Annotated in this window: 15 protein-coding genes; 8 read left to right on the top strand and 7 right to left on the bottom strand. The window is 68.8% G+C overall.

Features of this window, described 5'->3' with window-relative positions; genetic code table 11:
- Window positions 1–19: 19 nt before the first annotated feature.
- Both G4D83_RS26050 and G4D83_RS26045 read right to left on the bottom strand, forming a co-directional pair.
- Window positions 20–1,585 carry a mucoidy inhibitor MuiA family protein gene (locus G4D83_RS26050; protein WP_163867534.1) on the bottom strand — a complete coding sequence of 522 codons (1,566 nt, stop codon included), beginning with the start codon at window positions 1,583–1,585 and terminating at the stop codon, window positions 20–22.
- Entirely contained in the window at window positions 1,582–3,771 is a 2,190-nt protein-coding gene (locus G4D83_RS26045) for a mucoidy inhibitor MuiA family protein (RefSeq protein ID WP_163867533.1), read from the bottom strand. The genes G4D83_RS26050 and G4D83_RS26045 overlap by 4 nt, the downstream gene beginning before the upstream one ends.
- A 168-nt stretch (window positions 3,772–3,939) precedes the next feature.
- On the opposite strand from G4D83_RS26045, the gene G4D83_RS26040 reads away from it, so the two are divergent.
- A complete protein-coding gene (locus tag G4D83_RS26040) occupies window positions 3,940–4,767 on the top strand; it encodes a polyphosphate kinase 2 family protein (protein WP_163867532.1) in 828 nt (275 codons plus the stop codon).
- Window positions 4,768–5,071: 304 nt separating this feature from the next.
- Entirely contained in the window at window positions 5,072–6,889 is a 1,818-nt protein-coding gene (locus G4D83_RS26035) for an EGF domain-containing protein (protein ID WP_163867531.1), read from the top strand.
- Between the two features lie 137 nt (window positions 6,890–7,026).
- Here the strand turns inward: G4D83_RS26035 and G4D83_RS26030 are convergent, their stop codons facing one another.
- From G4D83_RS26030 to G4D83_RS26020, 3 genes are all read right to left on the bottom strand, one after another.
- Window positions 7,027–9,012: a sensor histidine kinase gene (locus G4D83_RS26030; protein ID WP_163867530.1), complete on the bottom strand. Its 1,986-nt coding sequence runs from the start codon at window positions 9,010–9,012 to the stop codon at window positions 7,027–7,029.
- 254 nt (window positions 9,013–9,266) lie between these two features.
- On the bottom strand, window positions 9,267–10,631 hold the full coding sequence (locus G4D83_RS26025; protein ID WP_163867529.1) for a hypothetical protein: 1,365 nt from the start codon (window positions 10,629–10,631) through the stop codon (window positions 9,267–9,269).
- Complete coding sequence (locus G4D83_RS26020) at window positions 10,607–12,052, bottom strand: circularly permuted type 2 ATP-grasp protein (protein WP_163867528.1); 1,446 nt, start codon at window positions 12,050–12,052, stop codon at window positions 10,607–10,609. Before G4D83_RS26020 ends, G4D83_RS26025 begins: the two co-directional genes overlap by 25 nt.
- A gap of 96 nt (window positions 12,053–12,148) precedes the next feature.
- Between G4D83_RS26020 and G4D83_RS26015 the strand changes: the two genes are divergently transcribed.
- From G4D83_RS26015 to G4D83_RS26005, 3 genes are read left to right on the top strand one after another with little or no spacing between them, the layout of a single operon-like run.
- Window positions 12,149–13,462 (top strand): aminotransferase class I/II-fold pyridoxal phosphate-dependent enzyme, encoded by a 1,314-nt coding sequence (locus G4D83_RS26015; RefSeq protein ID WP_205522710.1) that lies wholly within the window; start codon window positions 12,149–12,151, stop codon window positions 13,460–13,462.
- Window positions 13,463–13,481: 19 nt separating this feature from the next.
- Window positions 13,482–14,561 (top strand): amidinotransferase, encoded by a 1,080-nt coding sequence (locus tag G4D83_RS26010; protein WP_163867526.1) that lies wholly within the window; start codon window positions 13,482–13,484, stop codon window positions 14,559–14,561.
- A 51-nt stretch (window positions 14,562–14,612) separates the two neighbouring features.
- Window positions 14,613–16,229: an NADP-dependent glyceraldehyde-3-phosphate dehydrogenase gene (locus tag G4D83_RS26005; RefSeq protein WP_163867525.1), complete on the top strand. Its 1,617-nt coding sequence runs from the start codon at window positions 14,613–14,615 to the stop codon at window positions 16,227–16,229.
- Window positions 16,230–16,291: 62 nt separating this feature from the next.
- Here the strand turns inward: G4D83_RS26005 and G4D83_RS26000 are convergent, their stop codons facing one another.
- Together G4D83_RS26000 and G4D83_RS25995 are read right to left on the bottom strand one after the other, a co-directional pair.
- Window positions 16,292–17,365 carry a type IV pilus twitching motility protein PilT gene (locus G4D83_RS26000; RefSeq protein WP_338041945.1) on the bottom strand — a complete coding sequence of 358 codons (1,074 nt, stop codon included), beginning with the start codon at window positions 17,363–17,365 and terminating at the stop codon, window positions 16,292–16,294.
- Window positions 17,366–17,544: 179 nt separating this feature from the next.
- Window positions 17,545–18,429, bottom strand: a complete 885-nt coding sequence (locus tag G4D83_RS25995; RefSeq protein ID WP_163867524.1) for a hypothetical protein — start codon at window positions 18,427–18,429, stop codon at window positions 17,545–17,547.
- Window positions 18,430–18,633: 204 nt separating this feature from the next.
- Here G4D83_RS25995 and G4D83_RS25990 point away from each other — a divergent pair, with 204 nt between their 5' ends.
- The 3 genes from G4D83_RS25990 (at window position 18,634) to G4D83_RS25980 (ending at window position 22,857) form a co-directional block, all read left to right on the top strand.
- Window positions 18,634–20,028, top strand: coding sequence for a hypothetical protein (locus G4D83_RS25990; RefSeq protein ID WP_163867523.1), 1,395 nt, complete (start codon window positions 18,634–18,636; stop codon window positions 20,026–20,028).
- A 137-nt stretch (window positions 20,029–20,165) separates the two neighbouring features.
- Window positions 20,166–21,152 carry a glutaminase A gene (glsA, locus tag G4D83_RS25985; RefSeq protein ID WP_163867522.1) on the top strand — a complete coding sequence of 329 codons (987 nt, stop codon included), beginning with the start codon at window positions 20,166–20,168 and terminating at the stop codon, window positions 21,150–21,152.
- A 136-nt stretch (window positions 21,153–21,288) separates the two neighbouring features.
- A complete protein-coding gene (locus G4D83_RS25980) occupies window positions 21,289–22,857 on the top strand; it encodes a leucyl aminopeptidase (RefSeq protein ID WP_240356588.1) in 1,569 nt (522 codons plus the stop codon).
- Window positions 22,858–23,147: the final 290 nt, after the last annotated feature.

The raw sequence follows: 23,147 nt of genomic DNA, 5'->3' as shown, positions 1-23,147 counted from the left end.
GTAAACGGCCCCTCGCCTCCTACATCCTGCCGGCGTCGTAGCTGGACGGCGCATCCACGTGGAAGGCGAGGTCCACGGTGCGCGCCTGCCCGGCCTCCAGCGTCACCCGGCAGAGGGTGAGGCCATCGGCATCGGCGGGTGCGCAGTCCCTCGAGGACTCCGGCTCCACCTCCACCTTCACGTCTTCCAGCTCGGAGACGGGAAGGTGCTCGGACAGCTCCACCGTCTCCGTCCCCGTGCCCAGATTGGAAAGCAGGAAGCGATAGGCGTAGCGGAAGCGATGCTTGCCACCGAAGAGGCCCGCCCGTCCCACCTCCTGCATCGCGGTTCGCTTCACTCGCAGTCCTTCCGCCAGACCGAAGGTCAGGTCGAAGGGCATCCCCCCCGCGACGCGCTCCACCCACTGGCGCCCCAGATAGCCCGTGTCGCGGAAGAGGCTGACCTCACCTGGCAGCAGGGGGAAGTTCGTGGTGTTGGAGAGCCGCGCCACTCGAAACACCACCGGATGCAGCTTGGGCACCGTGCGCCAGGAGAACCTCGCCGGGAGCGAGTGACGCCCCAGCATCACCCGCACCGCGCTGCCGTCCCCCGGCACCCGCGTCGCCTCCAGCGCCTCCCACTGCACGGACACGCCTTGAGACTTCACGGTCAAACCCGACAGGGACTCCGAAGTGCTCGTCTCGCCAGCCGTCTCCACGTGCCGGACCTGCTCCTCGCGCGGCACCAGCACCTTGCGCTCCTTCGGCTGCTTCGTGGCGTGCACGAGCAAGGGTGACACCTCCGGCGGCGTGGCGTCCTGTCGCGGCAGCGCCGTGGAGAGGAAGAGCTTCGCGCCCGTCCACCCCTCCCCCGTCCACTGCCGCACCGTGGCCAGTGACGTCAGCTCCACGAGTCCCTCCGCCTCGTTCGCCCGGGCCTCGTAGCTCGGCACCCAGGACACGCCGCCCACCAGGTAGGTCAGCTCCACGCGCGTGTGCTTCCCCTGGGGGCAGGACAGGCGCACCTCCACGTGATGCTCGTCACGGGCCCCCTGTTCGCGCAGGCGAGCGAGCTCCACGTCCACCTCGGCGCGGCGCTGCTCCAGCTCGCGCCTCCGCTCCGCCAGGTCCCCTGCCTCCTTCACCGCGCGCAGCCGCACGGCCAGCGCCGCGTCGAAGGCGGCGGCCCAGGTGCTCGTGTCTGGCCTGGGCCCGGTCAGCTCACGGGTGACTCGCGCCACGGCCACGTCCGTGTAGCCCTGCGACAGTCGCGACAGCTCCCGCGCCTGGGCCTCCGCCGCGTCCAATACCGCCTGCTCGCGCCCGAGCGCGATTCCCCGCGCCTCCCATTTCTCCCGCTCGGGCGCGAGCTCCCTCTCGAGCGTCCGGCGCTCGGCGGTGAGGCCCTCCAAGGTGGCCCCCGTCGCGCGAGCACGAAAGCTCTCCCGGGATGCGGACCCGGGCGCCCGCTCGAAGACGACGGTGGTGGCTCCCTGACAGGCCACCTCCGTCGAGCGGGTCACCTGGGCACGGTCTCGATAGATGACGACGGAGGACACCTGGGACACGGAAGCGAGCGCCAGGAACGCCCAGGGAAGCAAGGTCATCGGTGGCTCCGGTGGGACTGCGTCAGGCGCCAGTGCTGCGGACGGCGCAGGGAGTATTCGAAGGTGACGGTCTTCTTGCCGCCGGGCGGGACGACGACTCGCCAGCGCAGCTCTCCCGTCTTCGACTGCGGCTGTGCCACGGGGTCGGTGCGAACCAGCTTCACCTCCAGCTCGCTGTTCCCGCTCACCGGCAGCTGGTCCACCACCTGCGTCTGGAGAGGGAATGGATAGGGATTGGGAATCTCCAGGGTGACTTCATAGGTGTTGATTTCATCCTTGGAGATGAAGCCCTCCTTCGACTGCACCAGCCGGACGTTGCGCGCGGTCCGCACCGCCGGGTCCACCCCGAGCGGCAGCGTGAAGGGCTCACCCGGGACAATCACCCTCAGCATCGCGGTGCCCACCGAATCGTTCCCCACGAAGAGGTTCGCCGCGCCTCCGGGCAGCGCGCTGGACGACGGGCTCGTGAGCTGAGCCACCAGGAACGCCTCCGACGCGAGCGCCGGGTAGACATGGCGCTCCACCTGGACCGGCCACGACTCGATGAGCAGGGGAATGCTCCGCTCGCCCCGCGCGCTGGGCACCGACTCCAGGCGCGGCGCGGTGAAGGCCAGGTCATGGCCTCCGGCGAGCGACGCAGGCAGGTCCGCGGACAGGGTCGGCGGCACATAGCCCTGGAGCGGAGCGAGCCCCACGTAACTGTCGACGACGGGCTCTTCCACATAGGGCCGGCTGAAGGTCGGCGGGCCGTTGAGCGAAATTCCCATGCCCGTGGAGGAACTCCCCACGTCGACCTCGGACGGCGCACCGACGATTTCGACCACCTCTCCCAGCGACTCGGGCAGCAGCTCCACCGCGACGCGGAGGGCTCTTCCGGGCCCGAGCCGGATATCGCCGCGGGCGTAGGGCTTGAACATCTCCTTTTCGAACCGCAACGTGTAGGTGCCGGGTGGCAGCCGCGTGAAGCGGTAGTCACCCCGAGCGTCCGTGACGGCGACGCTCTCTTCCCCCAGCACCGGTGAGGTCGCCGTGACGACGACGTCCGGAACGAGCATTCGCGACTGGGCGTCGATGACGGTGCCGTGGAGGGTGCCCGAACCGAACAGACGCGCGCCTCCGCCCGTCCGCGACTCCGACCCTGAAGGCGACGGCGAAGGAGCGGGCACCAGGGAGGTCTGTGCGACGACGGCCGGATTCGGGCTCGACGACGCGGCCGGCACACCCACCTTCGCCTGGAGTTGTCGACGCAGCGCCTGCTCCATATCCGGGGCGGCGTGCTCGGACGGCAGCGGCGGCGGCGGGCTGGGGGACTCGTCGTTCCTCACCGGCGTCGGGATGAAGCGCTCGACCTCGCCCAGCTTCCACGTGCTCAGCTTCGGCAGCGCGGTGGCGTGGGAAGGAAGGGCGGTGCTGAGCGTGAGCCGGGCGTGGGACCAGTCCTCCCCCGTCTCCTGGCTGACCCGGCCGGAGAGCGCCACCTGGACGCGTTGCTGTTCGGGCTGCAGTTGCAACTCGTAGCGCGGATACCAGCGCACGGCCTGGGTGACGAGATAGGAGACACGCACCCGGACGGGCCCGGAGCCCGTGAGCAGGACGCCCACGGCGACGCCAGCACCCGGGGCCGGCGCGGCGAGCCGCTCCGCCTCGCCGAGCCGCTGCCGACGCTCTTCCCTCAGCACCTGGGCGCGCCCCTCCAGCTCCCGCATGCGCCCCTCCAGCTTCGCGGCCATGTCGATGAGAAACGACGTGGCGGTGACCCAGCTCGCCGGGGACATGGGCCGGGCCACCTCCTCCTCCACGTCGGACGCTGTTGGCTGGATGCGGCGAAGCGCGGTGATTTGGAGCACGTGGGCGGCGCGCTCGGCCTCCGTCCGCGATATGTCATCATCCAGCCGGTCCAGGGCCGCGAGCAGATTGCGCGCCTCCTGCTGGGGAAAGGCCGGCGTCTCGGTCGGCTTCACCTCCACGGAGGCAATCCGGGCGCCCTCGGCCTCCACCTGGACGGAGGCCGGGTCCACGAAGCCTGGCAGGGAGGGCAGCTCCAGCCGCCGGGTGCCGGAGACATCGACTGAGGCGGTCCGCACCACCCGGGCCCTGTCGCTGTAGACGGTGACCCCGGTGATGGGCGCCTCGACGGAGGCCTGCAGGAGGTGGCTCGCGGCCCATCCGAGTCCAAGAAGGAGCATGGGAGCCAAGGTACCCAGCCCACTGTGCTCACATCTTCACGGAGTCATCACGGCACGGGCATGAATGGTTCAGCCCGGGCCCGTTCCAGGGGATACCGGGGAGTGGTTGGAGCGATGCCCCCAGCCTCCATCACCCAGGTCCCCTCCGGGACTGACGGAAAGGAAGCCATGCTACACATCACCAGCGCGAGCCAGGGAGCCCGGGTGCGGTTGGAGAACATCCCCACGACGCCGCCGAAGAAGGCCCTCAAGGCCGACGCGAAGACGGAGTTCGACGCGCTCGGCGAAGAGCTGTTCGACCTCCAGGACCTGCTCTGGGGCGCGCGGATGAACTCCGTGCTCATCGTCCTGCAAGGCCGCGACACGGCGGGCAAGGACGGCACCATCAAACACGTGGTGGGCAGCCTCAATCCCCGCGGTGTCAGCGTCGCCTCCTTCGCCGCGCCCAGCACGGAGGAGAGCGAGCACGACTTCCTCTGGCGCATCCACCGCCACACGCCCCGGCAGGGCGAGTTCGCCATCTTCAACCGCTCCCACTACGAGGACGTGCTCGCCGTGCGCGTCCATGACCTGGCGCCCCGCTCGCTCTGGAAGGAGCGCTACGGGCACATCCGCGACTTCGAGGAGATGCTCTCCGAGCACGGCACCATCGTCCTGAAGTTCTTCCTCCACATCAGCCAGAAGGAACAGGAGCAGCGCCTGCTGGCCCGGGAGGAGGAGCCGCGCAAGGCCTGGAAGATCAGCGCCGGAGACTGGGAGGACCGACGCCACTGGGCGGACTACACCCGCGCCTACCATGACGTCTTCGCGCGCACGTCGACGAAGACCGCGCCGTGGACCATCGTCCCCTCGGATGCGAAGTGGTACCGCAACCTCGTCGTCGCGCGCGCGGTCGCCACCGCCCTGCGGCCCTATCGCAAGCGCTGGCAGGAGCGGCTGGACGAGGTGGGCGCGACGAAGAAGGTGGAGCTGCGCGCCTGGCGCAAGAAGCAGTAGCGCGACGTCGCCCGCAACGCGGCCCGCAGCCCCGACACCCGGGCGTGCTCCCAGGGGCGCCCCGGTGTCGCGTGTGACGCGCTCACTCGATACCCAACTCCTTTCCTGTCGATTGGCGCACGTCCCCTCCCGCCCTGAAACACGACGCGGGAGCGGAACAAGTACTCCGTGCATTCCATGGATTCCGACAGCTCTCCGACAGGCCAAACCGGCCTCGGGGGCTGTCGGCCTGTTGCATGGAATGGAGCGAAACATGGAGTTCAATCGAAGGGCCGCGCCGTGGCGCGTCTTGAGCGCTGTCTGTTTGGCTACCGTCCTGGGTGCCTGTGGAATCAATTCCGAGACACCCGCCCCCACCGAAGAGGAAGTGACGGAGAAGCTGGAGAAGGACCCGGCGGACGAGGTCTCCGAGTTCGCGGTGGACCCCTACGCGGACGCGGTGGCACCGGGCGGTGTCATCGCGGTCCTCAACCCGAACAATGCCGTGGGCGCGCCGGATGGTCAGGTCGCCAGCTTCATCGCGGCGCTGGGCGGCTCGCTGAACCTGGACATGGGTGAAGGAGAGGAAGGCAGCGGCCCGCTGCGCATCTACTACCGCGGACTGACGATTGCGGTGGTGGCGCAGGTGGAGTTCCTGCGCGCCGACATGTCGCTCATCACCACGGGGCAGGTGCGGCTGGTGGAGCTGGGGCTCGGCACCTATACGGCCCTGGTCCCCTACACGAATGCCACGCCGTATCGCTACGTGAAGCTGCGGGGCGGGCTGGCCGCCATCTACCAGGTGGACGCGGTGGAGGCGACGGGGCCCCTCTGCGGCGACGGCAGGGTGACGACGGGCGAGGGATGTGACGACGGCGGCCGCGCGGGGGGCGACGGCTGTAGCGCCACCTGTCAGGTGGAGCCGGGCTACGCCTGCCAAGGCCAGCCCAGCGTCTGCACCGACGTCAACGAGTGCACCAACGGCACCTCGCAGTGCTCCCCCAACGCCACCTGCACCAACACGCCGGGCAGCTACACCTGTGTCTGCAAGGCGGGCTACTCGGGCAACGGCAGGACATGCAACGACGTCAACGAGTGCACCAACGGCACCTCGCAGTGCTCCCCCAACGCCAACTGCAGCAACACGCAGGGCAGCTACAACTGCTCCTGCAAGACGGGTTACTCGGGCAACGGCAGGACATGCACGGACGTCAACGAGTGCACCAACGGCACCTCGCAATGCTCCACCAACGCCACCTGCTCCAACACGCAGGGCAGCTACACCTGTGCGTGCAAGGCGGGTTACTCGGGCGATGGCAGGACGTGCACGGACGTCAACGAGTGCACCAACGGCACGTCACAGTGCTCCGTCAATGCCACCTGCAGCAACACGCAGGGCAGCTACACCTGTGCCTGCAAGGGCGGCTACACGGGCAATGGCCGGACGTGCGACGACATCAACGAGTGCACCAACGGCACCGCGCAGTGCTCCGTCAACGCCACTTGCACCAACACCCGGGGCAGCTTCACCTGCACGTGCAAGGCGGGATACTCGGGCAATGGCAAGACGTGCAATGACATCAACGAGTGCACCAACGGGACGAACACCTGCACCCCTGGCCAGCGGTGCGTGAACCAGCCCGGCGGCTTCGACTGCGTGCCCGGGAGCTGCCCGCCGCCGCAGGTCAAATGCGGGGGGCTGTGCGTGGATGCGAACACGGACGAGTCCAACTGCGGCTGCTGCGGCAACACCTGCGCCAGCGGGAAGACCTGCACGTCGGGCGCCTGCGGAGGCAGCATCGCGCCGTTCCAGCTCACCGCCACCTGGGAGCAGGAGCAGGACACCCAGCTCATCATCCGGACGCCCTCCGGCGAGTTCGTCAGCTACGAGGCCGGCCTCACCGGCGCGCGGGCGGCGGGCGGCGAGGACGCGGCACCCCAGCGTGGCACCTATGACGTCTGCCTGAGGACCACCAGCTTCGAGACGAAGCACGGCGACGACAGCCCGGTGCCCTACACCCTCACGGTGAAGCGGCCGGGCCAGCCGAGCCGCGTCCTGCGCGGCACCATCGTCGGTGCCGACGCGGAGGCCGCGTGCCACCCGGGCCACCCATCCTTCATCGAGTCCATCTCCTACCCTTGATGGCCTGAGTCGCTGATGGCCTGAGTCGCTGAAAACCGGGCGCGCGGGGAGCCATCCTCCCCGCGCGTCACGGGCGCCACGCGAATGACAGCCGCCTCGCAGGCGCGCGCGGATGACTGCTTCAGGACCTCGCGCATTCAATGCGCTGGCCTGCGCGGCAGCCACACGTTGAAGCGGGTACCCTCCTCCGTGGAGGACACGTCGATGCTGCCGCCATGGCCCAGGACAATCAGCCGGGAGATGTAGAGCCCCAGGCCGATGCTGCCCCTGCCCCTGCGCGCCTCGGGGCCGCGACGGTAGGGCTCGAAGAGGGTGGACTGCAGCGACGCGGGAATGGGAGCGCCCTGGTTGTGGACCTCCAGGCACATGCCCCCCTCGTCCTCGCGGAGCACCACCCGCACACGGGAGCCCGGCTCGCTGTGCTGAAGCGCGTTGCCCACCAGGTTGGTCACCACCTGCGCCAGCCGGTCCTCGTCCGCCTCCAGATGACCGTCTCCCCGCAGGTCCAGTTGGACGTGCCGGTGGGGATACATGAGCAACACCTCGTCCACGACCTGCCTTGTCAGCGCATGCAGGTCCATGGGACGGGGCCGGATGGGGATGCTCTCGCTGACCCGCGCCTGGGTGAAGTCCAGCAGGTCGCGAATCATCCGCGTGGCCCGCTGGGTCGCATCGCGGATGCGGTCGATTCCCTTCACTCCGTCCTCGGACAGCCCGGCGCGTCGGAGCAGCGCGGCGGCCGTCAGGAGGATGGCATTGAGGGGATTGCGCAAGTCATGGCTCACGATGGCCACGACGTCCTCGCGCACCCGCACCGCCTCGCGCGCCTCCCGGTACAGCCGCGCGTTCTCGATGGCCACCGCCGCGCGGTCCGCCGCGCCGCGCGCCAGCTCCACCAGCGCCTCCATCTCCGAGGGCTCGTGAGGCTGGGTCCACACCAGGTTGATGAGCCCCAGCGCGCGCCCACGTGACACCAGGGGAACCAGGGCGGACGACCGGGGCTCCAGTTCCTCCAGCAGCGCGCGGTGTGCCGCGTTGCTCGCCACCGTATCCAACCACTCCGGCGTCACCCGGGGCATCGCGACGGACTCGGCCCTCGCCAGCGCCCGGGCCATGGGCGAGTCGCCATCCACGCGCGGGGCGAAGGGCATGATGCGTCGAATCAGCTCCCGGCGCGACGGGTCCTTCGCGGCCGCCTCCAGCCGGACGAGCTGCCCCTCTCCGTCCAACAGGTCGACCGTGCAGTAGTCGGACAGGTGCGTCACCACCAGGCCCGCGAGGCTCCGGAGGGTGGCCTCCAGCTCCAGTGAGCTCGACAGCACCCGCCCCGCTTCCAGCAGGAAGTCCCGGGCCGCGTTCGTGCGGCGGATGTCGGTGATATCGGTGGAGATGCCGCAGACGATGGGGCCCTCCCCGTGCGCGCCGGGCAGGGGGAACTTCATGGCGAACCACGTGCGCAGGCCCTTCACCCCTGGAACCTGCTCGTCCGCCATCAAGGGCGCATGAGTCTCACGCACCCGCTCGTCGTTCTCGCGGTTGCGCTCCGCCACCGAAGCGGGAAGGAGCTCGTAGTCCGTCCTCCCGAGGATGGCCGAGCGCGGCATCCCCATCGCCTCCTCGAAGCTCCGGTTGACGAGGACGAAGCGGCCCTGTGCGTCCTTCGCGAAGATGACGGGGGGCGCCTGGTCGATGATGGCCTGGAGCCACGACTCGTCCTCGCGCGTCCGGACCGTCACCGAGTGCCGGCTCACCGCGTCCACCGCGGCCTCCGCCAGCACCGCGCCCAGGATTCGCAGCTCGCGGAGGGACACGTCCGCCCCGACCTCATCGAGCAGCTCCAGCAGGCAATCGTGGAACAGGGCGTACTCCCGCGTGAGCAGGCCCGTGTCCGAGTCCTGGCGGGCACGCCAGCGCTCCGCCTGCCTGGCGCGCAGGTCCTGGAGCACGCGGGGAGCGGGAGGAACCCGCGCCTCCTGGAGCGCTCGGCCCAAGGCGTCCAGGAGCACGGGGACCAGGTCCACCAGCCTGCTCTCGGCGAGGCCCTGCGGTCCGCGCTCCCGCTCCAGCCGGAGCGCATAGCGAGCCCTCAGCTCGCGCTCCAGACCGCGCAGCAAGTCTCCCATCCGACCCGCGGAAGCTTCCCCCTCCTGCACCAACGCGCGGCTCCTTCCTGACCGACTGGCGAGCGGCCTTGCGCCTCGATGGGTGCCCCATCAGGCCCCCCTCCCGCCTTCCCCCACACGAACCCCGTCGCCCACCTGGACCTTCCGACGCGAGCACAGGACAACTCTACGCATCGCCTCCCCAGGGGCTCATGCGGCCAGCCAACCAGGATGCCCTCCTCGAAGCGGCGTTCGGGAATCGACAGGCCCTGACCTCAGGCCTCGCGCCGGATGAAGTGCGCCACGAAGTGCATGCGGCGAATCATCTCCAGGCTGGGCGTGAAGGGCGTCACCCAGGTCTCCAGCCCCCGCAGCCTGCCGCCCATGAGGTAGGGGCAGCATGACAGGCCCGTGCGCCGCTCCACGGGCCCCGCGTCGGTGTACTCCAGCAGGTGGAACTCTCGCGGCCGGACGCGCTCCTGGAGGATCCACAGCTCCTCGGGAGCCGCGCCGCCGTCCCCGGACCTCCGCCCCCGGGACTCCAGCAGCGACGACCACTCGTCCTGGGAGAGGTTGCAGCCGAAGAAGACATCCTTCGCCTGGTGCGAGTCCGTCTTCTTCAGGATGAAGTCGCCCCGGTTGCGCAGCACCCGCTCCCGCGCGTCTCCATCCAGCAGCGTCAGCACCCGCGTCCACGGCACCAGCGTGTCCACCGCGGCATGCTCCTCCGCCGTCAGCGTCGCGGGCCGGGCGGCGGAGTCGCTCAGCCACGCCAGGAACAGCTTGGACTCCAAGAGCGACAGCATCAGCGGCACGGTGCAGCCGCGCACCACCGGCACCAGGTGCGCCAGCAGCACGGCGAACCGCTCCCTGTCCCGGTTCACCGAATAGATGGAGCAGGCCCGATGCAGCCACGACGGCACATCCGTGCGCAGCGGCGCCAACGGGTCTCCAGCGTAGTGGACCCGGTGCTCGACGCCGTGAGGGTTGTCGTTGAGCGTGGCGATGAGCGGCGCCAGCTCCCCGCGAACCGTGTCGTCGTTCTTCATGGGCCAATGGACCTGACACGGCGAACCCTCCGCCAGCTCCGTGAAGTAGTCCCGCATCCCCGCCAGGGGACGCCCCGTCGCCAGGAAGTCCGGGGACGGCGTGAACAGCTCCGCCGCCATCCTCCAGATATCGTCGGGCCGCTCCTGCCCCCCAATCGCGGTGTCGAAGTTCGTCTCCACCACCTTGGGACCGTCCGCCCCCAGCACGATGTCCGGACGACCGAAGAGCAGCCGGGTGGCCTCGTCCGACAAGAGCAGCGACGGCTCCAGCGCGACGTCCTCGCCCAACACCGGCCAGTCCAGGGACTTCGCGCCCCCACCGCGCTGCAAGCGCACGTACTCCTCCCACGGCCCGCCCTGGGAGGTCCCCACCAGCAACGCATGGAGCACCTTGCAGTGCGCGCGGAAGAGCGCCACCAGCCGCGCCTCGAAGCGCGCCACCGACGAGGCCGAGGACCACACCGGCGCCACCAGCGTGTCCGGCGTCTCGCGCGCCCAGGCCGTCCTCCCCAGCCGGGCGCGGTACGCGTCCAGCAACGCGCGCGCGTCGACGCCCGGCGCCACCGTCAACGGCTGGAGGACGGGGTCCATGGGACATCCTCGATGAGCAAGGGGGGCTGCATGAAGCCGCGCCGGCCCACGTTCGTCGTCTCCTCCACCGAGGTGCGGACGATGAGACCGGAGGGCTCGCCCCGGAAGAGGAAGCACGCCAGGGACGTGAAGACGCGCGTGGGAGTGGCACCCTCCAGGCGCCGGGTGACGCTCGGCTCGGCGAGCGCCAGCTCCTGGACGACATAGTCATCTCCCGCGGGTTCCAGGCGCGCGTCGGCCACCAGCCGCGCCCAGGCGTCCGCCTCCGCGCCCTGGCCGATGACGACGCTGCGGCCCCGCGTGTCCAGCGAGCGCTTGAGCACGTACCGCTCGCGCTTCGCGATGACCTCCACCAGCTCCGCCGCGCTCAGGTGCCGCACCAGCCGCGTGCGCGGAACAATCTCCTCCAGCAGCGCCAGCTCCTCCTTCCCCAGGTGCTTGCGCAGGAGCGGGCTCCACAGGAAGGCCAGCGTGCTCTTCTGCTCCGTCAGGTACATGCTCGGGAAGGAGTTGACCGCGAGCATCGCCCCCGCCTGATAGGCGTCCAGGTATGCCTGGACCTCCGCGGTGGTGCGGCTGAAGGCACACTCGTACGCCTCCGGCCCCCGGGAGTCGTCGTACTTGTTGTACACCAGCGACACCGGCACGCCCTCCAGCGTCAGCCGGCCGCCCTCGAAGCGCAGGTCCTCCACGTGACCGCGCACCGCGGTGCAGCCCTCCATGCGGAACTGCTCCGCGATGGAGTCCAGCTCCGTGGTCATCGTCAGGTAGCGGCTGTTGAGCACCGCCACGTTGCGATGGGTTCGCAGGTAACCGGACTGCTCCGCCGAGGCCAGCATGGCCCGGGCGAACGCCCCTGGCTTCTCCAGCGGCGCCTGGAGGGGCCGCAGCCCCAGCTCCCGAAGCCGCGCCAGCGTCTGGCTTCTCGCCAGCGTTTGTCCGAAGTGGAAGGCGTATGTCGCCGCCGCGGGCGCATGGGTGTTGAGCTCGTAGATGCGCGGCGTGCCGTCTGGCGCCAGCGTGAAGTCATAGCGGCAGTACTGGATGCGAGGCCGATATGCCGCTCCCATCCGGATGAGCCGCTCGTGCCGGGACTCGAACCGGAAGAACTCCCGCACCGCCGGGTCCTCCAGGTACAAATCGATGACGCACTCCAGCACGCCAAAGAGCTGCTGGAACCGCTGCGTCATCCGCTCGAAGGCCGCCTGCGTCAGCACATACGGCAATCCCAGGAAGGGAATGGGCTTCTGCTCCTGACGGATGCCCCGCGCATCCAGATACGCGGTGTGTCGAGCCTGGTCTTCCCGCAGCATCGCCTCGGGAATCAGCGCATCCACCTCTTCCGCCAGCACGTTGTAGCTGCCTTTGCGCCGCAACGCGTCCAGCAGCGGCTGCATGCCGTTGTCAGCCGATTCACTCACATTCACCCCCGCTCGGAGCCGGTAGCGCAAAGCCTCTCTATCCACTACTGTTTTGTCAATTCCTACAGAACAAACACATCCGGCGGAAATATACACATGGGAACCATCCAGATTCTCCAGGGCGAAGGCGCTGCCTTTCGGAAGGGAGCGGAGGACGTCGCCATGTTCGAGCCGCGTCACCGGACGCGGGGCCCTTTCGGCGGCAAGCACCTGGACCTGAGAGATGGGCGCGCGGTGGACCTGTCGGGTCTGGATTACCTGGCACTGGGCTCGGACCCCCGGGTGAAGCAGTTGATGGTGGAAAGCCTGACGCAGCACGACTGCGGCATCCCTGGCAGCGAGGCCATCATCCAGATGGAGCAGACGCACGCGCTGGAGGAGGCGCTGTCGCGCTACCACCTGGGTGGGGGCGCGGCGTTGACGTTCAGCGCCGGCTACGGCACCAACTTCTCCGTCATGGAGGCGCTGGGACTGAGGACGCGCAGCCACTTCATCCGGCTGCACGAGGACGTCGCGCCCATGCGCGCCACCGCGGATGTGCCCACGCTCTTCTTCATGGACGGAGACCTGCACTTCTCCGCGCGGCATGGCATCCGCTTCGCGCGCAAGCTCCAACCGGAGGCCTGCGCGGCGTACACGTACCGGACCGGCGACGCGGAGCATCTGGAGTTGCTGCTGCGCCAGTCACTGGAGTCGCACGGGGACCGGGCGGTGCGCATCATCCTCACGGACACGGTGGAGTCCGCCACGGGCCGCGAGTTCGACATGGCCACGCTGTGCCGGCTGGCGGAGTCCTACGACTGCATGCTCTACGCGGACGAGGCGCACGCGGTGGGCGCGCTGGGTCCCCAGGGACGCGGCATCACCGCCAAAATGAAGGACTTCGAGCGCTACCGGGAGCGGCTGATGCTGATGGGCACGCTCACCAAGGTCTTCTGCCAACCGGGCGGCTACGTGGTGATGCGCGACACGGGGCTGGCCCGCCTCCTGAAGTTCTGCAGTCCGCAGCACGTCTTCTCCGCGCCCATCGCCCCGTGGGTGGCGGCCGCGACGGTGAAGGTGCTGGACCTGGTGGCCGGAGAGCACGGCGAGCGCCGCCGCGAACAGGTGCGCCGCGTGTCAAGGCGGGTGCGCGAGCGGCTGGAGCAGGCGGACTTCGAGCTGGTGAGCCACACCGACACGCCCATCCTCGCCATTCCCCTGCGCAACGCGCGGGTGGGCACCCATGTGCTGGAGTTCATGCGGCGCGAGGGCTTCATCATCTCCGTCTTCCAGGCCCCGCTGATGCCCGTGGGGCGCGAGGTGCTGCGGCTGGCCATGCGCGCGGACCTGGATGACGAGGACGTGGAGCACCTCCTCCAGGCCTTGATACACTGCCGTGAGACACTGCGCTTCACCGCCCCCGCCTGATTCTCCTCGAGCCCGCGCCATGAACACTCCCGACACCTCCGTCTGCCCCGTCAGCTCGTTCAACGAGTGGGACCCCCTGGAAGAAGTGATTGTCGGCATCGTGGACGGCGCCACCGTCCCGCCCTCCCACATCGCCCTGAAGGCGACGCTGCCCGAGGACCAGCACGACTTCTTCCGCAAGCACGCCGGCCAGCCCTTCCCCGCCGAGCGCATCGCCGCCGCGAAGCGGGAGCTGGACGGGCTGGTGCAGCTCCTGGAGGCCGAGGGCGTGAAGGTGCGCCGGCCGGTGGCGGTGGACCAGCTCAAGCCCTTCGGCGCGCCGGGCTGGACGAGCACCGGCCTGTACGCGGCCATGCCCCGGGACGTGTTGCTGGTGGTGGGCGATGACCTCATCGAGTGCCCCATGGCGTGGCGCTCGCGCTACCACGAGACGACCTCGTACCGGCCGCTGCTCAAGGAGTACTTCCGGGGCGGCGCCCGCTGGAGCGCGGGGCCCAAGCCGGAGCTGCGCGACGAGCTGTATGACTATGACTGGACGGAGGCCCACGACGGCGGCCCGTTCCGCTCGGTCATCACCGAGTTCGAGCCCACCTTCGACGCCGCGGACTTCATGCGGTGTGGCCGAGACATCTTCGCCCAGCGCAGCAACGTCACCAACGACTTCGGCATCGAGTGGCTGCGCCGCCACCTGGGCCCGGAGTACCGCATCCACGTCTTCGAGTTCGATGACCCGCATCCCATGCACATCGACGCCACGCTGGTGCCGCTCGCCCCCGGCAAGCTGCTCATCAACCCGGAGCGCGTGACGAAGGTGCCGGAGCTGTTCAAGGGCTGGGACGTCTTCCGCGCGCCCACGCCCAGCATCCCCGCCGAGCACACGCTCTACATGACGAGCAAGTGGCTCAACATGAACATCCTCATGCTCGACGAGGAGCGCGTCGTGGTGGAGCGCCAGGACGAGCCGATGATCGCCGCCTTCAAGAAGTGGGGCTTCAAACCACTGCTCTGCGACTTCCGGAACTTCAACTCCTTCGGCGGCTCGTTCCACTGCGCCACGCTGGACGTCCGGCGTCGGGGGGGCCTCCAGTCCTACTTCTAGGGACACCGGAAGGCGTGCCAGTCCGCGAGGGGTCCGTTAAAAAGGGCCCCCATGACGGCACTCGCTGACCTCTTCCCGACCGACGAGCAGATTCCCTCCGGCGTGCGTCTCCCCGCCTATCTCGAGCAGCGCGAGTACCTCGTCGGCGGTGAGCTGAGGACCTGGGCGGGAGACCTCAGCCCCGTGCGCAGCCCCGTCTTCGTGAAGACGGCCGAGGGCCTGAAGCAGAAGGTGATTGGCGCCACGCCGCTTCTGACTTCCCGCGAGTCGCTGGACGCGCTCGCGGCGGCCGTGAAGGCGTACGACTTGGGCCGGGGCGTCTGGCCCACCATGAAGGTCGCCGAGCGAATCGAGGCTGTCGAGCGCTTCGTGGTGGCGATGCGCGCGCAGCGCACGGCGGTGGTGAACCTCCTGATGTGGGAGATTGGCAAGACGCAACCGGACTCCGAGAAGGAGTTCGACCGCACCATCGACCTCATCGTGGAGACCATCCGCTCGCTGAAGGAGCTGGACCGGACCTCGTCCCGCTTCGTGCAGGAGCAGGGCATCATGGCGCAGATTCGCCGGGCCCCCATGGGCGTGGCGCTGTGCATGGGGCCCTACAACTACCCGCTCAACGAGACGTTCAGCACGCTCTTCCCCGCGCTGCTGATGGGCAACACGGTGGTCTTCAAGCCGGCGAAGTTCGGCGTGCTGCTCATCCGGCCCCTCTTGGAGTCGTTCCGCGACTGCTTCCCGCCCGGCGTCATCAACATCATCTACGGCAAGGGCCGCGAGACGGTGGGCGCGCTGATGGAGAGCGGCCAGGTGGACCTCTTCGCCTTCATCGGCACCAACAAGGGAGCGAGCGAGCTGAAGAAGATGCACCCCCGGCCCCACCGCCTGAAGTCCGTGCTGGGCCTGGACGCGAAGAACCCGGCCATCATCCTCCCGGACGCGAACCTGGATGAGGCGGTGAAGGAGTGCATCACCGGCACGCTGTCCTTCAACGGCCAGCGGTGCACGGCGCTCAAGCTGCTGGTGGTGCACCGGAGCATCGTCGACGCCTTCCTGAAGAAGTTCACCGCCGCGGTGGACCAGCTCAAGCCCGGCATGCCGTGGGAGCCGGGCGTCTCCGTCACGCCCCTGCCGGAGCCGGGCAAGGCGGACTACCTCCAGGGCCTCGTGAATGACGCGGTGTCCAAGGGCGCGCGCGTGGTGAACGCGACGGGGGGCCAGTCGGCGCACTCGTTCTACGCGCCCACGGTGGTGTACCCGGTGACGCAGGACATGCGGCTGGCGAGCGAGGAGCAGTTCGGCCCCGTCGTCCCGGTGATGGTGTTCGACGAGGACGAGGAGGTGGTGCGGCTGGTGGTGAACTCCCAGTTCGGCCAGCAGCTCAGCCTCTTCGGCCAGGACTCGGCGCGCATCGGCCGCTTCATCGACGCGTTCTCCAACCAGGTCGGCCGCATCAACCTCAACTGCCAGTGCCAGCGCGGCCCCGACACCTTCCCCTTCAACGGGCGGAAGGACTCCGCCGAGGGCACGCTGTCCGTCGCGGATGCGCTGCGCGTGTTCTCCATCCGCACGCTCGTCGCCACGAAGACGACGCCCGCCAACACCACGCTCGTCCAATCCATCCTGACCCGACGGGAGTCGGACTTCCTCACCACCGACTTCCTCTTCTGACGAGACGCGCCTCGATGAGACACACCGGCGCGTGCGGCCCCCCGCATGCGCCATGGACACGCTCAGTCGAACTCGAGCGCCCGCTGGAAGTCGGCGGGATTGGAGGCGGCGCTCTGGGCGGTCTCCAGGGTGATGAGCCCCTCGCGGTAGAGCTGCGTCAGGTGCTGGTCGAAGGACTGCATGCCGAACATGTCGCGGCCCTTCTCGATGACGTCCTTCAGCTCGCTGGCGCGGTCATCCCGGATGTACTGCTCCACCGTCTTGGTCTGCACCATGATTTCCAGCGCCACCGTGCGGCCCTTGCCGCTGGCCCGGGGTAGCAGCCGCTGGGACACCGTGGCCTTCAGACAGTCCGCCAGGCGCATGCGCACCATCGTCTGTTCCTCTGCGGGGAACACCGACACCAGGCGGTTGATGGTGCGCGAGGCATCCGTCGTGTGCACCGTGGAGAGCACCAGGTGGCCCGTCTCCGCCGCCTTGAGCGCGATGTCGATGGTCTCCGTGTCGCGCATCTCGCCCACCAGGATGACGTCCGGGTCCTGGCGCAGCGCCCCTCGGAGCGCCACCGCGAAGTTGTTCGTGTCCGAGCCAATCTCTCGCTGGGAGATGGATGACTTGATGTTCTTGTAGATGAACTCGATGGGGTCCTCGATGGTGAGGATGTGCAGGTTCTCCGAGCGGTTGATGTGGTCAATCATCGACGCCAGCGTGGAGCTCTTCCCGGAGCCGGTGGCGCCCGTCACCAGCACCAGCCCGCGCTCGTTGCTCGCAATCGTCTTGAGCACCTTCGGCAGACCCAGTCCGTCGATGGTAGGGATTTCATCCGGGATGATGCGCAGGATGCACGCCAGCGAGCCCCGCTGACGGTAGATGTTGACGCGGAAGCGCGCGACGCCCGGCAGGCTGTAGGACGCATCGCACTCCTGAATCGTGTCCAGCTGCTTCTTGATGGAGGGGTCCGAGACGACGTGGAACGCCACCTGCTTGGTGTGGTCCGCGAGGAGCTTGTCCATCTTCAAGGGCCGCAACGCGCCGTTCACCCGGTAGATGGGCGGGTCACCCGGGCGGAAGTGGATGTCCGATGCGCCATTCTGCACGCCGACCGTGAGCAGCTTGTTGAGTGTTGCCAGATCCAGGAGCGGGCCTACCTTCAGCGAGGAGAGCCCCGGATTCTAGGCCAACGCCTCTCACCTGCCCACGGAGTGGGTAATGACCCTCGCGCCGCCCCCGGGTGGTGAGAACCCCGCCCAGGGACACGGCGCCTCACAAGCATCTCGACAAGCTGCACGGCAGAAATCCTGGCACGCGGTACGCGTCACTCGACGGCGAGGACGGCGGGCGGAATGGGCGCCAGGGGAGTCAGGACGAAGTGCTGCACGGAGTTCGTCGTCATCACGCCCTTGGAGACCGTGGACATCTGCCCCGCGAGGCGCCGCCAGCGTCCTTCTTCGACGAGGAACTCGCCGCGCGCCACGTAGGAGAACTCCATCATCCCGGGTATCGACTTGTCCGGCTCGGGGTGCGCGAACTTGCCGTCGTGGCGCTCCGCGAGGGTGAAGTCGATGACGGCCACCGTGCGGCCCGCGGCCTCGTGCTCCAGCGCCACCAGCTCCACGCGGTTGAGGACCTCGTGCTCGCCCTGCCAACTGGCGCCCATCTTCAACAGGTCCGCGCTGTGGGTCCACACGTCCCCGACTGAAACAGGCTTCGACGGCAGCTCCACCATGAAGGCCACCAGGTTGCGCTGCTCTCGCTTGAGGTCGCTCGTCACCAGCCCCGAAGGCGTCAGGCTCGCGCGAAGCTGCACCGTGCCCTCCATGGCCTTCATCGCCTTCGCCATCGCCTGCTCCTGCTTGGATGCGCCCTTCACCTTGGGCATGTCCATCCGCGTCACCACCACCTTGGCGGCCACATCGCCCGAGGGCTTCGGCGTGAGCACCAACACCATGGCGGACTGCGTCGGCTGGCGGAGCTCGAAAATCTGGCGGCGCTTGCTCGCGGGGACGCCCTTCAGCTTGAGGCTGGAGAGGTCCACGCGCATCGTGCTTCCCTTCGGGTCCGCGTTCGCCGTCGTGTACTCGTAGCCCATCGACTCCGGCGGAACCTTCCACCGGAGCGTCACCGGCGCGGGCGCGGCGCCCATCAGGAACGTGGACAGCGAGAGCAGCAGCGCGGTGGAGAGGACATGGCGGCGGGACATGCCCGCATCATCAAGGGCCCACCCGGCCGCGCGAAAGCCCCGCTGCGTAGTGAACACAAGCGCCTGCGTCCGCGCCACAAGCATGGAAAGGCGGACCCGGCGCGATGTCATTCTCTTTTCAGGTGGTTGCCACCACTCGCGACCAGGGGCCCTGGCCTTGCACGGGAGGCAGCCCCGTCGTCCCCTCCAACCCCTGGGTCGTCCATGAGCGTCTCTCACACTCTCCTGCGTCGTTTGACGGTGGGCGGTGTCCTCGCCGGAGCCGTCATCGTCGCCTGTGCCACCACGTCTCCCGCTCCGGTGGGCTCGACGGACAGCCCGGAGGCCCAGGCGCTTCCGCAAGGTTGCAACCCGAGCTCTCCCTGCGCGGGCTCGACGTGCGCCACCTCCATCACCCCCGCGCTGTCCGTGGTGCCAGTGGATGCCTGCCCCCGCGAAGGCGAGTTCCAGTCCGACGTGGACGTCTACTCCTGGAACACGTTCATCGCGCTCAACTGGCCGGCGACGACGACGACGTGCGCGCCGAATACGCAGGTCAGCATCCTCAGTGGCCAGGGGCCCACCGTCTGGGAGACCTACCCGGAGGACTCCGACATCTTCGTGAAGCCAGGCAGCAAGCCCGGCGCCTGGTGCACGTTCAGCACGCCCTCGGCCATGGAGGCGAAGCTGCGGCGGCTGACGCAGTTGACCGAACCCAACCGCCTCGCGGCCCTCGACGCGAACGTGGACAAGTTCCTGGTGAGTGACTCCAAGGCCTCGGCCGCCATCACCGAGCGATTTCCAGACATCGAGCAGGCCATTGGCGGGCCGCTGACGGACCAGAATGGCCGGTTCGTGCGCTACGAGAAGCGCCTCAACGAGGACGAGTACAACTACCTCATCACCAACAACCTCTGGAACGCGGCGGGGCAGACGAAGGCCACCATCTCCTTCCCCACCGGCCCCACCCAGAACCCGGGGCCCTGCAATGGTCAGCCGTGCGGTCCGGTGGGCGCCATGGAGGTCAAGGCGGCGTGGAAGGTGTTGTCCGCGCAGGAGGTCTCCGGCAAGCGCTTCTACACGCGCAAGGCGTGGGTCTTCAACAACGACTCCGGCGCCCCGAGCCCCGGGGCCAACCCCGTCACCGTGGGGCTGGTGGGCATGCACATCATCCACAAGACAGACACCCAGTCGACGTGGTTCTGGTCCACCTTCGAGCAGGTGGACAACACGACGTCCTCCTTCTTCAACGCGCACTGCCCGAACTGCCAGCCCAACACGCAGACGGCGAGCCAGCCCTACACGGAGCTGGCCCCGGATGGCGGGCCGCTCAATGCGCCGGTGCAGGTGACTCGCGCCACGCCCATCCAGGCCGACCCGACCCTGAATGCGTACTACCGGGGACTGCTCAAGGGCTCCGTCTGGGCGAACTACCAGCTCATCAGCACCCAGTGGGCCACGGGTGGCGCGCCCAAGGGGACACCGCCGGTGCTCGCCAACACGACGATGGAGACCTTCATCCAGTCGAGCGCATCCTGCATCGGCTGCCACTCCGGCGCCCCCAAGGCGAGCGGCAGCGGGACGGCGGACTTCAGCTTCCTGATGCTGGAGGCGCAGTAGCCCAAGCCCGCGGCATTGACACCACCGCATCGCGACCGAACCCTCCCATCAAGGGCCCTGGCCGCGATGCGGGCCGCTCGAAGCGATGAGGCAGGCAACGCCTCGCCTCCCCACTCCGGACCGGAGGGCCGCCACGCATGGGCACGGCAGACGAGGCGGCCTATATCTCCACCGGGCACCTCCCCTCTCCCGAGCAGGTCCGGGGCCTGGTCGCCGAGGCGCACCGACGCTTTCGAGACAACACGGAAGGCCAGTGCTCGGAGGTCTACCCCGCGCTGGCGAGGGTGGAACCCCAACTCTTCGGCGTGTGCGTGGCGGGCATCAACGGAAGCAGCTACGGCGCGGGAGACGTGGACCACCCCTTCACGCTCATGAGCGTCTCCAAGCCCTTCGTCTTCGCGCTCGTCTGTCAGGCGTTGGGCCCGGAGACGGCGCGGCGCAAGCTGGGCGTCAACGCCACCGGCCTGCCGTTCAATTCGGCCATGGCCATCGACCAGAGCCCGGACGGACGCACCAACCCCATGGTGAACTCGGGAGCACTCGCCACGACGAGCCTCGTTCCGGGCGACAGTCCCGAGGCCCGGTGGCGATTCATCCAGGAGGGATTGTCGAGCTTCGCTGGCAGGCGGCTGGTGCTCGACGAGGAGGTGTATGACTCCGCGACCAAGACGCATCACCGCAACCAGGGGCTCGCCTGGCTGTTGCACGGCCTTGGCCGGCTGGAGACACCGCCGCCCCTGACGACGGAGCTCTACACCCGTCAGTGCTCGCTGGCGGTGACGGCCAGGGACCTGGCGGTGATGGGAGCCACCCTGGCGGACGGCGGCGTCAATCCCGTGACACGGCTTCGGGTGGTGGACGAGGAGGTCTGCCACCACGCGCTCGCGGTGATGGCCACGGCGGGGATGTATGAGACATCGGGAGACTGGCTCTACGACGTGGGCATGCCCGGCAAGAGTGGCATCGCTGGCGGCATCGTCGCCGTCGCGCCGGGCAAGGGCGCATTGGGCACCTTCGCTCCTCGGCTCGACTCCGCGGGCAACAGCATCAAGGGTCAGCTCGTCGCACGGTTCTTGTCGCGGCGGCTCGGCTTGAGCCTGTTCAGCTCCAGCCCCGACACCTGAGCCAGGACGCTCCCTGGCGGCCAGTCGCTGAAGGGCTCGGCCTGGGCATGCGGTGTTGGGGTCCGAACGCCCGTGACTACATTCTCGCGAGTTCGACAGTCGGCGCTCCGCTGGCACAGCGCCCGAGGACACAGCGATGACGATGACGTTTCCCACGTTTCATGCGGAAGCCGTGTCTGACTTCCATCCCGCTCCCTCCGTGGAGGAGCTCGAGGCGACGAAGCTTCAGGTCTCACGGACTCCGCCCAAGGAGGCGGGAGTCCTGGGCATCCCCGTCGGAGTCGAGGGTGAAGTCCCTCGTGAGCTGGGGCTCAGCCGGGCCCAGCTCAAGGCGGCTGGCTTCGAGGGCAAGGTCGGCCAGTCCCTCGTCATTCCGCGCTCGGAGGGTCCCGCGTTCGTCGTCGTCGGCATCGGGGAGAAGGCGGACAGCGACCTGGCGTCCCTCCGGAACGCCGCCGCGGCCTTCGCACGGGCGGCGGGCCACTACGTCCACCTCGGCTTCACCCTGCCGGAGCTCGGCGGCATCGCGCCGGACGTCGCCGCGCAGGCGGTCGTCGAGGGCATCCTCCTGGCGCGCTACCGCTATCGCCCGCTCAAGCGCACGTCCCAGCAGGAGCCGGCGCTCGAGGGCCTCACCCTCCTGTCGTCGTCGCTGCCCATCGAAGAGGTGAAGCGCGGCGTGGAGCGCGGCCGAATCACGGCGCGGGCGGCTGAGCTGGCTCGGGATCTGGCCAACGCGCCCGCCACGCTCCTCACCGCCCGCCGCGTCGAGGAGATTGCTCGCGTGGTGGCGGCGTCGTCGGGGCTGGACATCGAGGTCTACGACGAGAAGGCGCTCGCCAAGATGGGCTGCGGCGGAATGCTCGGCGTGAATGCCGGGAGCGCGGAGCCTCCACGCCTCATCAAGCTCTCCTACCAGCCGAAGGACGCACGCGGGAAGGCCCTGGAGCCCGTCGGCCGCGTCTCGCTGATTGGCAAGGGCATCATGTATGACTCGGGAGGCCTCGGGCTGAAGCCGAATGACTTGGTCCACGCCGCGATGAAGACAGACATGTCCGGCGCGGGAGCCATCCTGGCCGCCATGTCGACCCTGTCCTCGCTCGGCGCCAGGTCCGCCGTCACCGGGTACCTCATGTGCACGGACAACATGCCGGGCGGCAAGGCGATGCGGCTGGGCGACGTGCTGACGGCCCGGGGCGGGAAGACGATTGAAGTCCTGAACACCGACGCCGAGGGCCGGCTGGTGATGATGGACGGCCTCGTCCTGGCGACAGAGGAGCAGCCGCCCCCCGACGCCATCCTCGACATCGCCACGCTCACCGGAGCCTGTGAGCGCGCGCTGGGCAACGACAACGCCGGAGTCATGGGCAACCACCAGGGCGTCGTCGACCAGGTGCGCGCGGCGGCCGAGAAGTCCGACGAGACGGTGTGGCAGTTCCCGCTCGACAAGCGCCTGCGCTCGGAGCTCGATTCGGAGGTCGCGGACCTCAAGAACATCGGCGGGGTGAACGCGGGTCAAATCACCGCGGGCCTGTTCCTGGAGGAGTTCGTCAACGGCATCCCCTGGGCGCACATCGACATGGCGGGGACGTCGCGAGTCGAGAGCGACAAGGGCTGGCGCTCCAAGGGCGCGACGGGCTACGGCACGCGGCTGCTCATCGATTTCCTGCTCGCGTTCAGCGCGCCCAAGGAAACCCGCCACTGACCTTGCCAGCGGGCGCCTCCGGATGAGGCGCCCACTCCCGGTGACTTGCCTGAGTCCTTGCCGGGGGCAACGTCACCCACCGCAAGTCGCTCCAGGGACTGTCGGGCCTGGAGGACGGCGTCCTCCGCACGCTGACGACGTGGAGCGACGAGCCCGCCATTCTTGACGGCAAACCGGTGCCCGTGCTCAATGAGTTCAACATCGGGTTCACCAAGGAGCCCGGGGTGGCCGCGCCGCGGAGCAGCAGCTCGCCAGCGAGGACGGCTCCAGCCAGAGCGCCTGCATCCTCT

The organism is Myxococcus eversor (assembly GCF_010894455.1).
Lineage (GTDB): Bacteria > Myxococcota > Myxococcia > Myxococcales > Myxococcaceae > Myxococcus > Myxococcus eversor.
Note: the sequence above shows the minus strand (reverse complement) of the source record. Positions and strands in the feature narration are given on the sequence as shown.

Bases quoted from the DNA above. Each gene is read 5' to 3' on its own strand.
- G4D83_RS26015 (WP_205522710.1), top strand. From the start codon at position 12,149: ATGGGAACCATCCAGATTCTCCAGGGCGAAGGCGCTGCCTTTCGGAAG.
- G4D83_RS26025 (WP_163867529.1), bottom strand. From the start codon at position 10,631: ATGGACCCCGTCCTCCAGCCGTTGACGGTGGCGCCGGGCGTCGACGCG.
- G4D83_RS26050 (WP_163867534.1), bottom strand. From the start codon at position 1,585: ATGACCTTGCTTCCCTGGGCGTTCCTGGCGCTCGCTTCCGTGTCCCAG.
- G4D83_RS26005 (WP_163867525.1), top strand. From the start codon at position 14,613: ATGACGGCACTCGCTGACCTCTTCCCGACCGACGAGCAGATTCCCTCC.
- G4D83_RS26010 (WP_163867526.1), top strand. From the start codon at position 13,482: ATGAACACTCCCGACACCTCCGTCTGCCCCGTCAGCTCGTTCAACGAG.
- G4D83_RS26030 (WP_163867530.1), bottom strand. From the start codon at position 9,012: ATGGGAGACTTGCTGCGCGGTCTGGAGCGCGAGCTGAGGGCTCGCTAT.
- glsA (WP_163867522.1), top strand. From the start codon at position 20,166: ATGGGCACGGCAGACGAGGCGGCCTATATCTCCACCGGGCACCTCCCC.
- G4D83_RS25990 (WP_163867523.1), top strand. From the start codon at position 18,634: ATGAGCGTCTCTCACACTCTCCTGCGTCGTTTGACGGTGGGCGGTGTC.
- G4D83_RS25980 (WP_240356588.1), top strand. From the start codon at position 21,289: ATGACGATGACGTTTCCCACGTTTCATGCGGAAGCCGTGTCTGACTTC.
- G4D83_RS25995 (WP_163867524.1), bottom strand. From the start codon at position 18,429: ATGTCCCGCCGCCATGTCCTCTCCACCGCGCTGCTGCTCTCGCTGTCC.
- G4D83_RS26040 (WP_163867532.1), top strand. From the start codon at position 3,940: ATGCTACACATCACCAGCGCGAGCCAGGGAGCCCGGGTGCGGTTGGAG.
- G4D83_RS26045 (WP_163867533.1), bottom strand. From the start codon at position 3,771: ATGCTCCTTCTTGGACTCGGATGGGCCGCGAGCCACCTCCTGCAGGCC.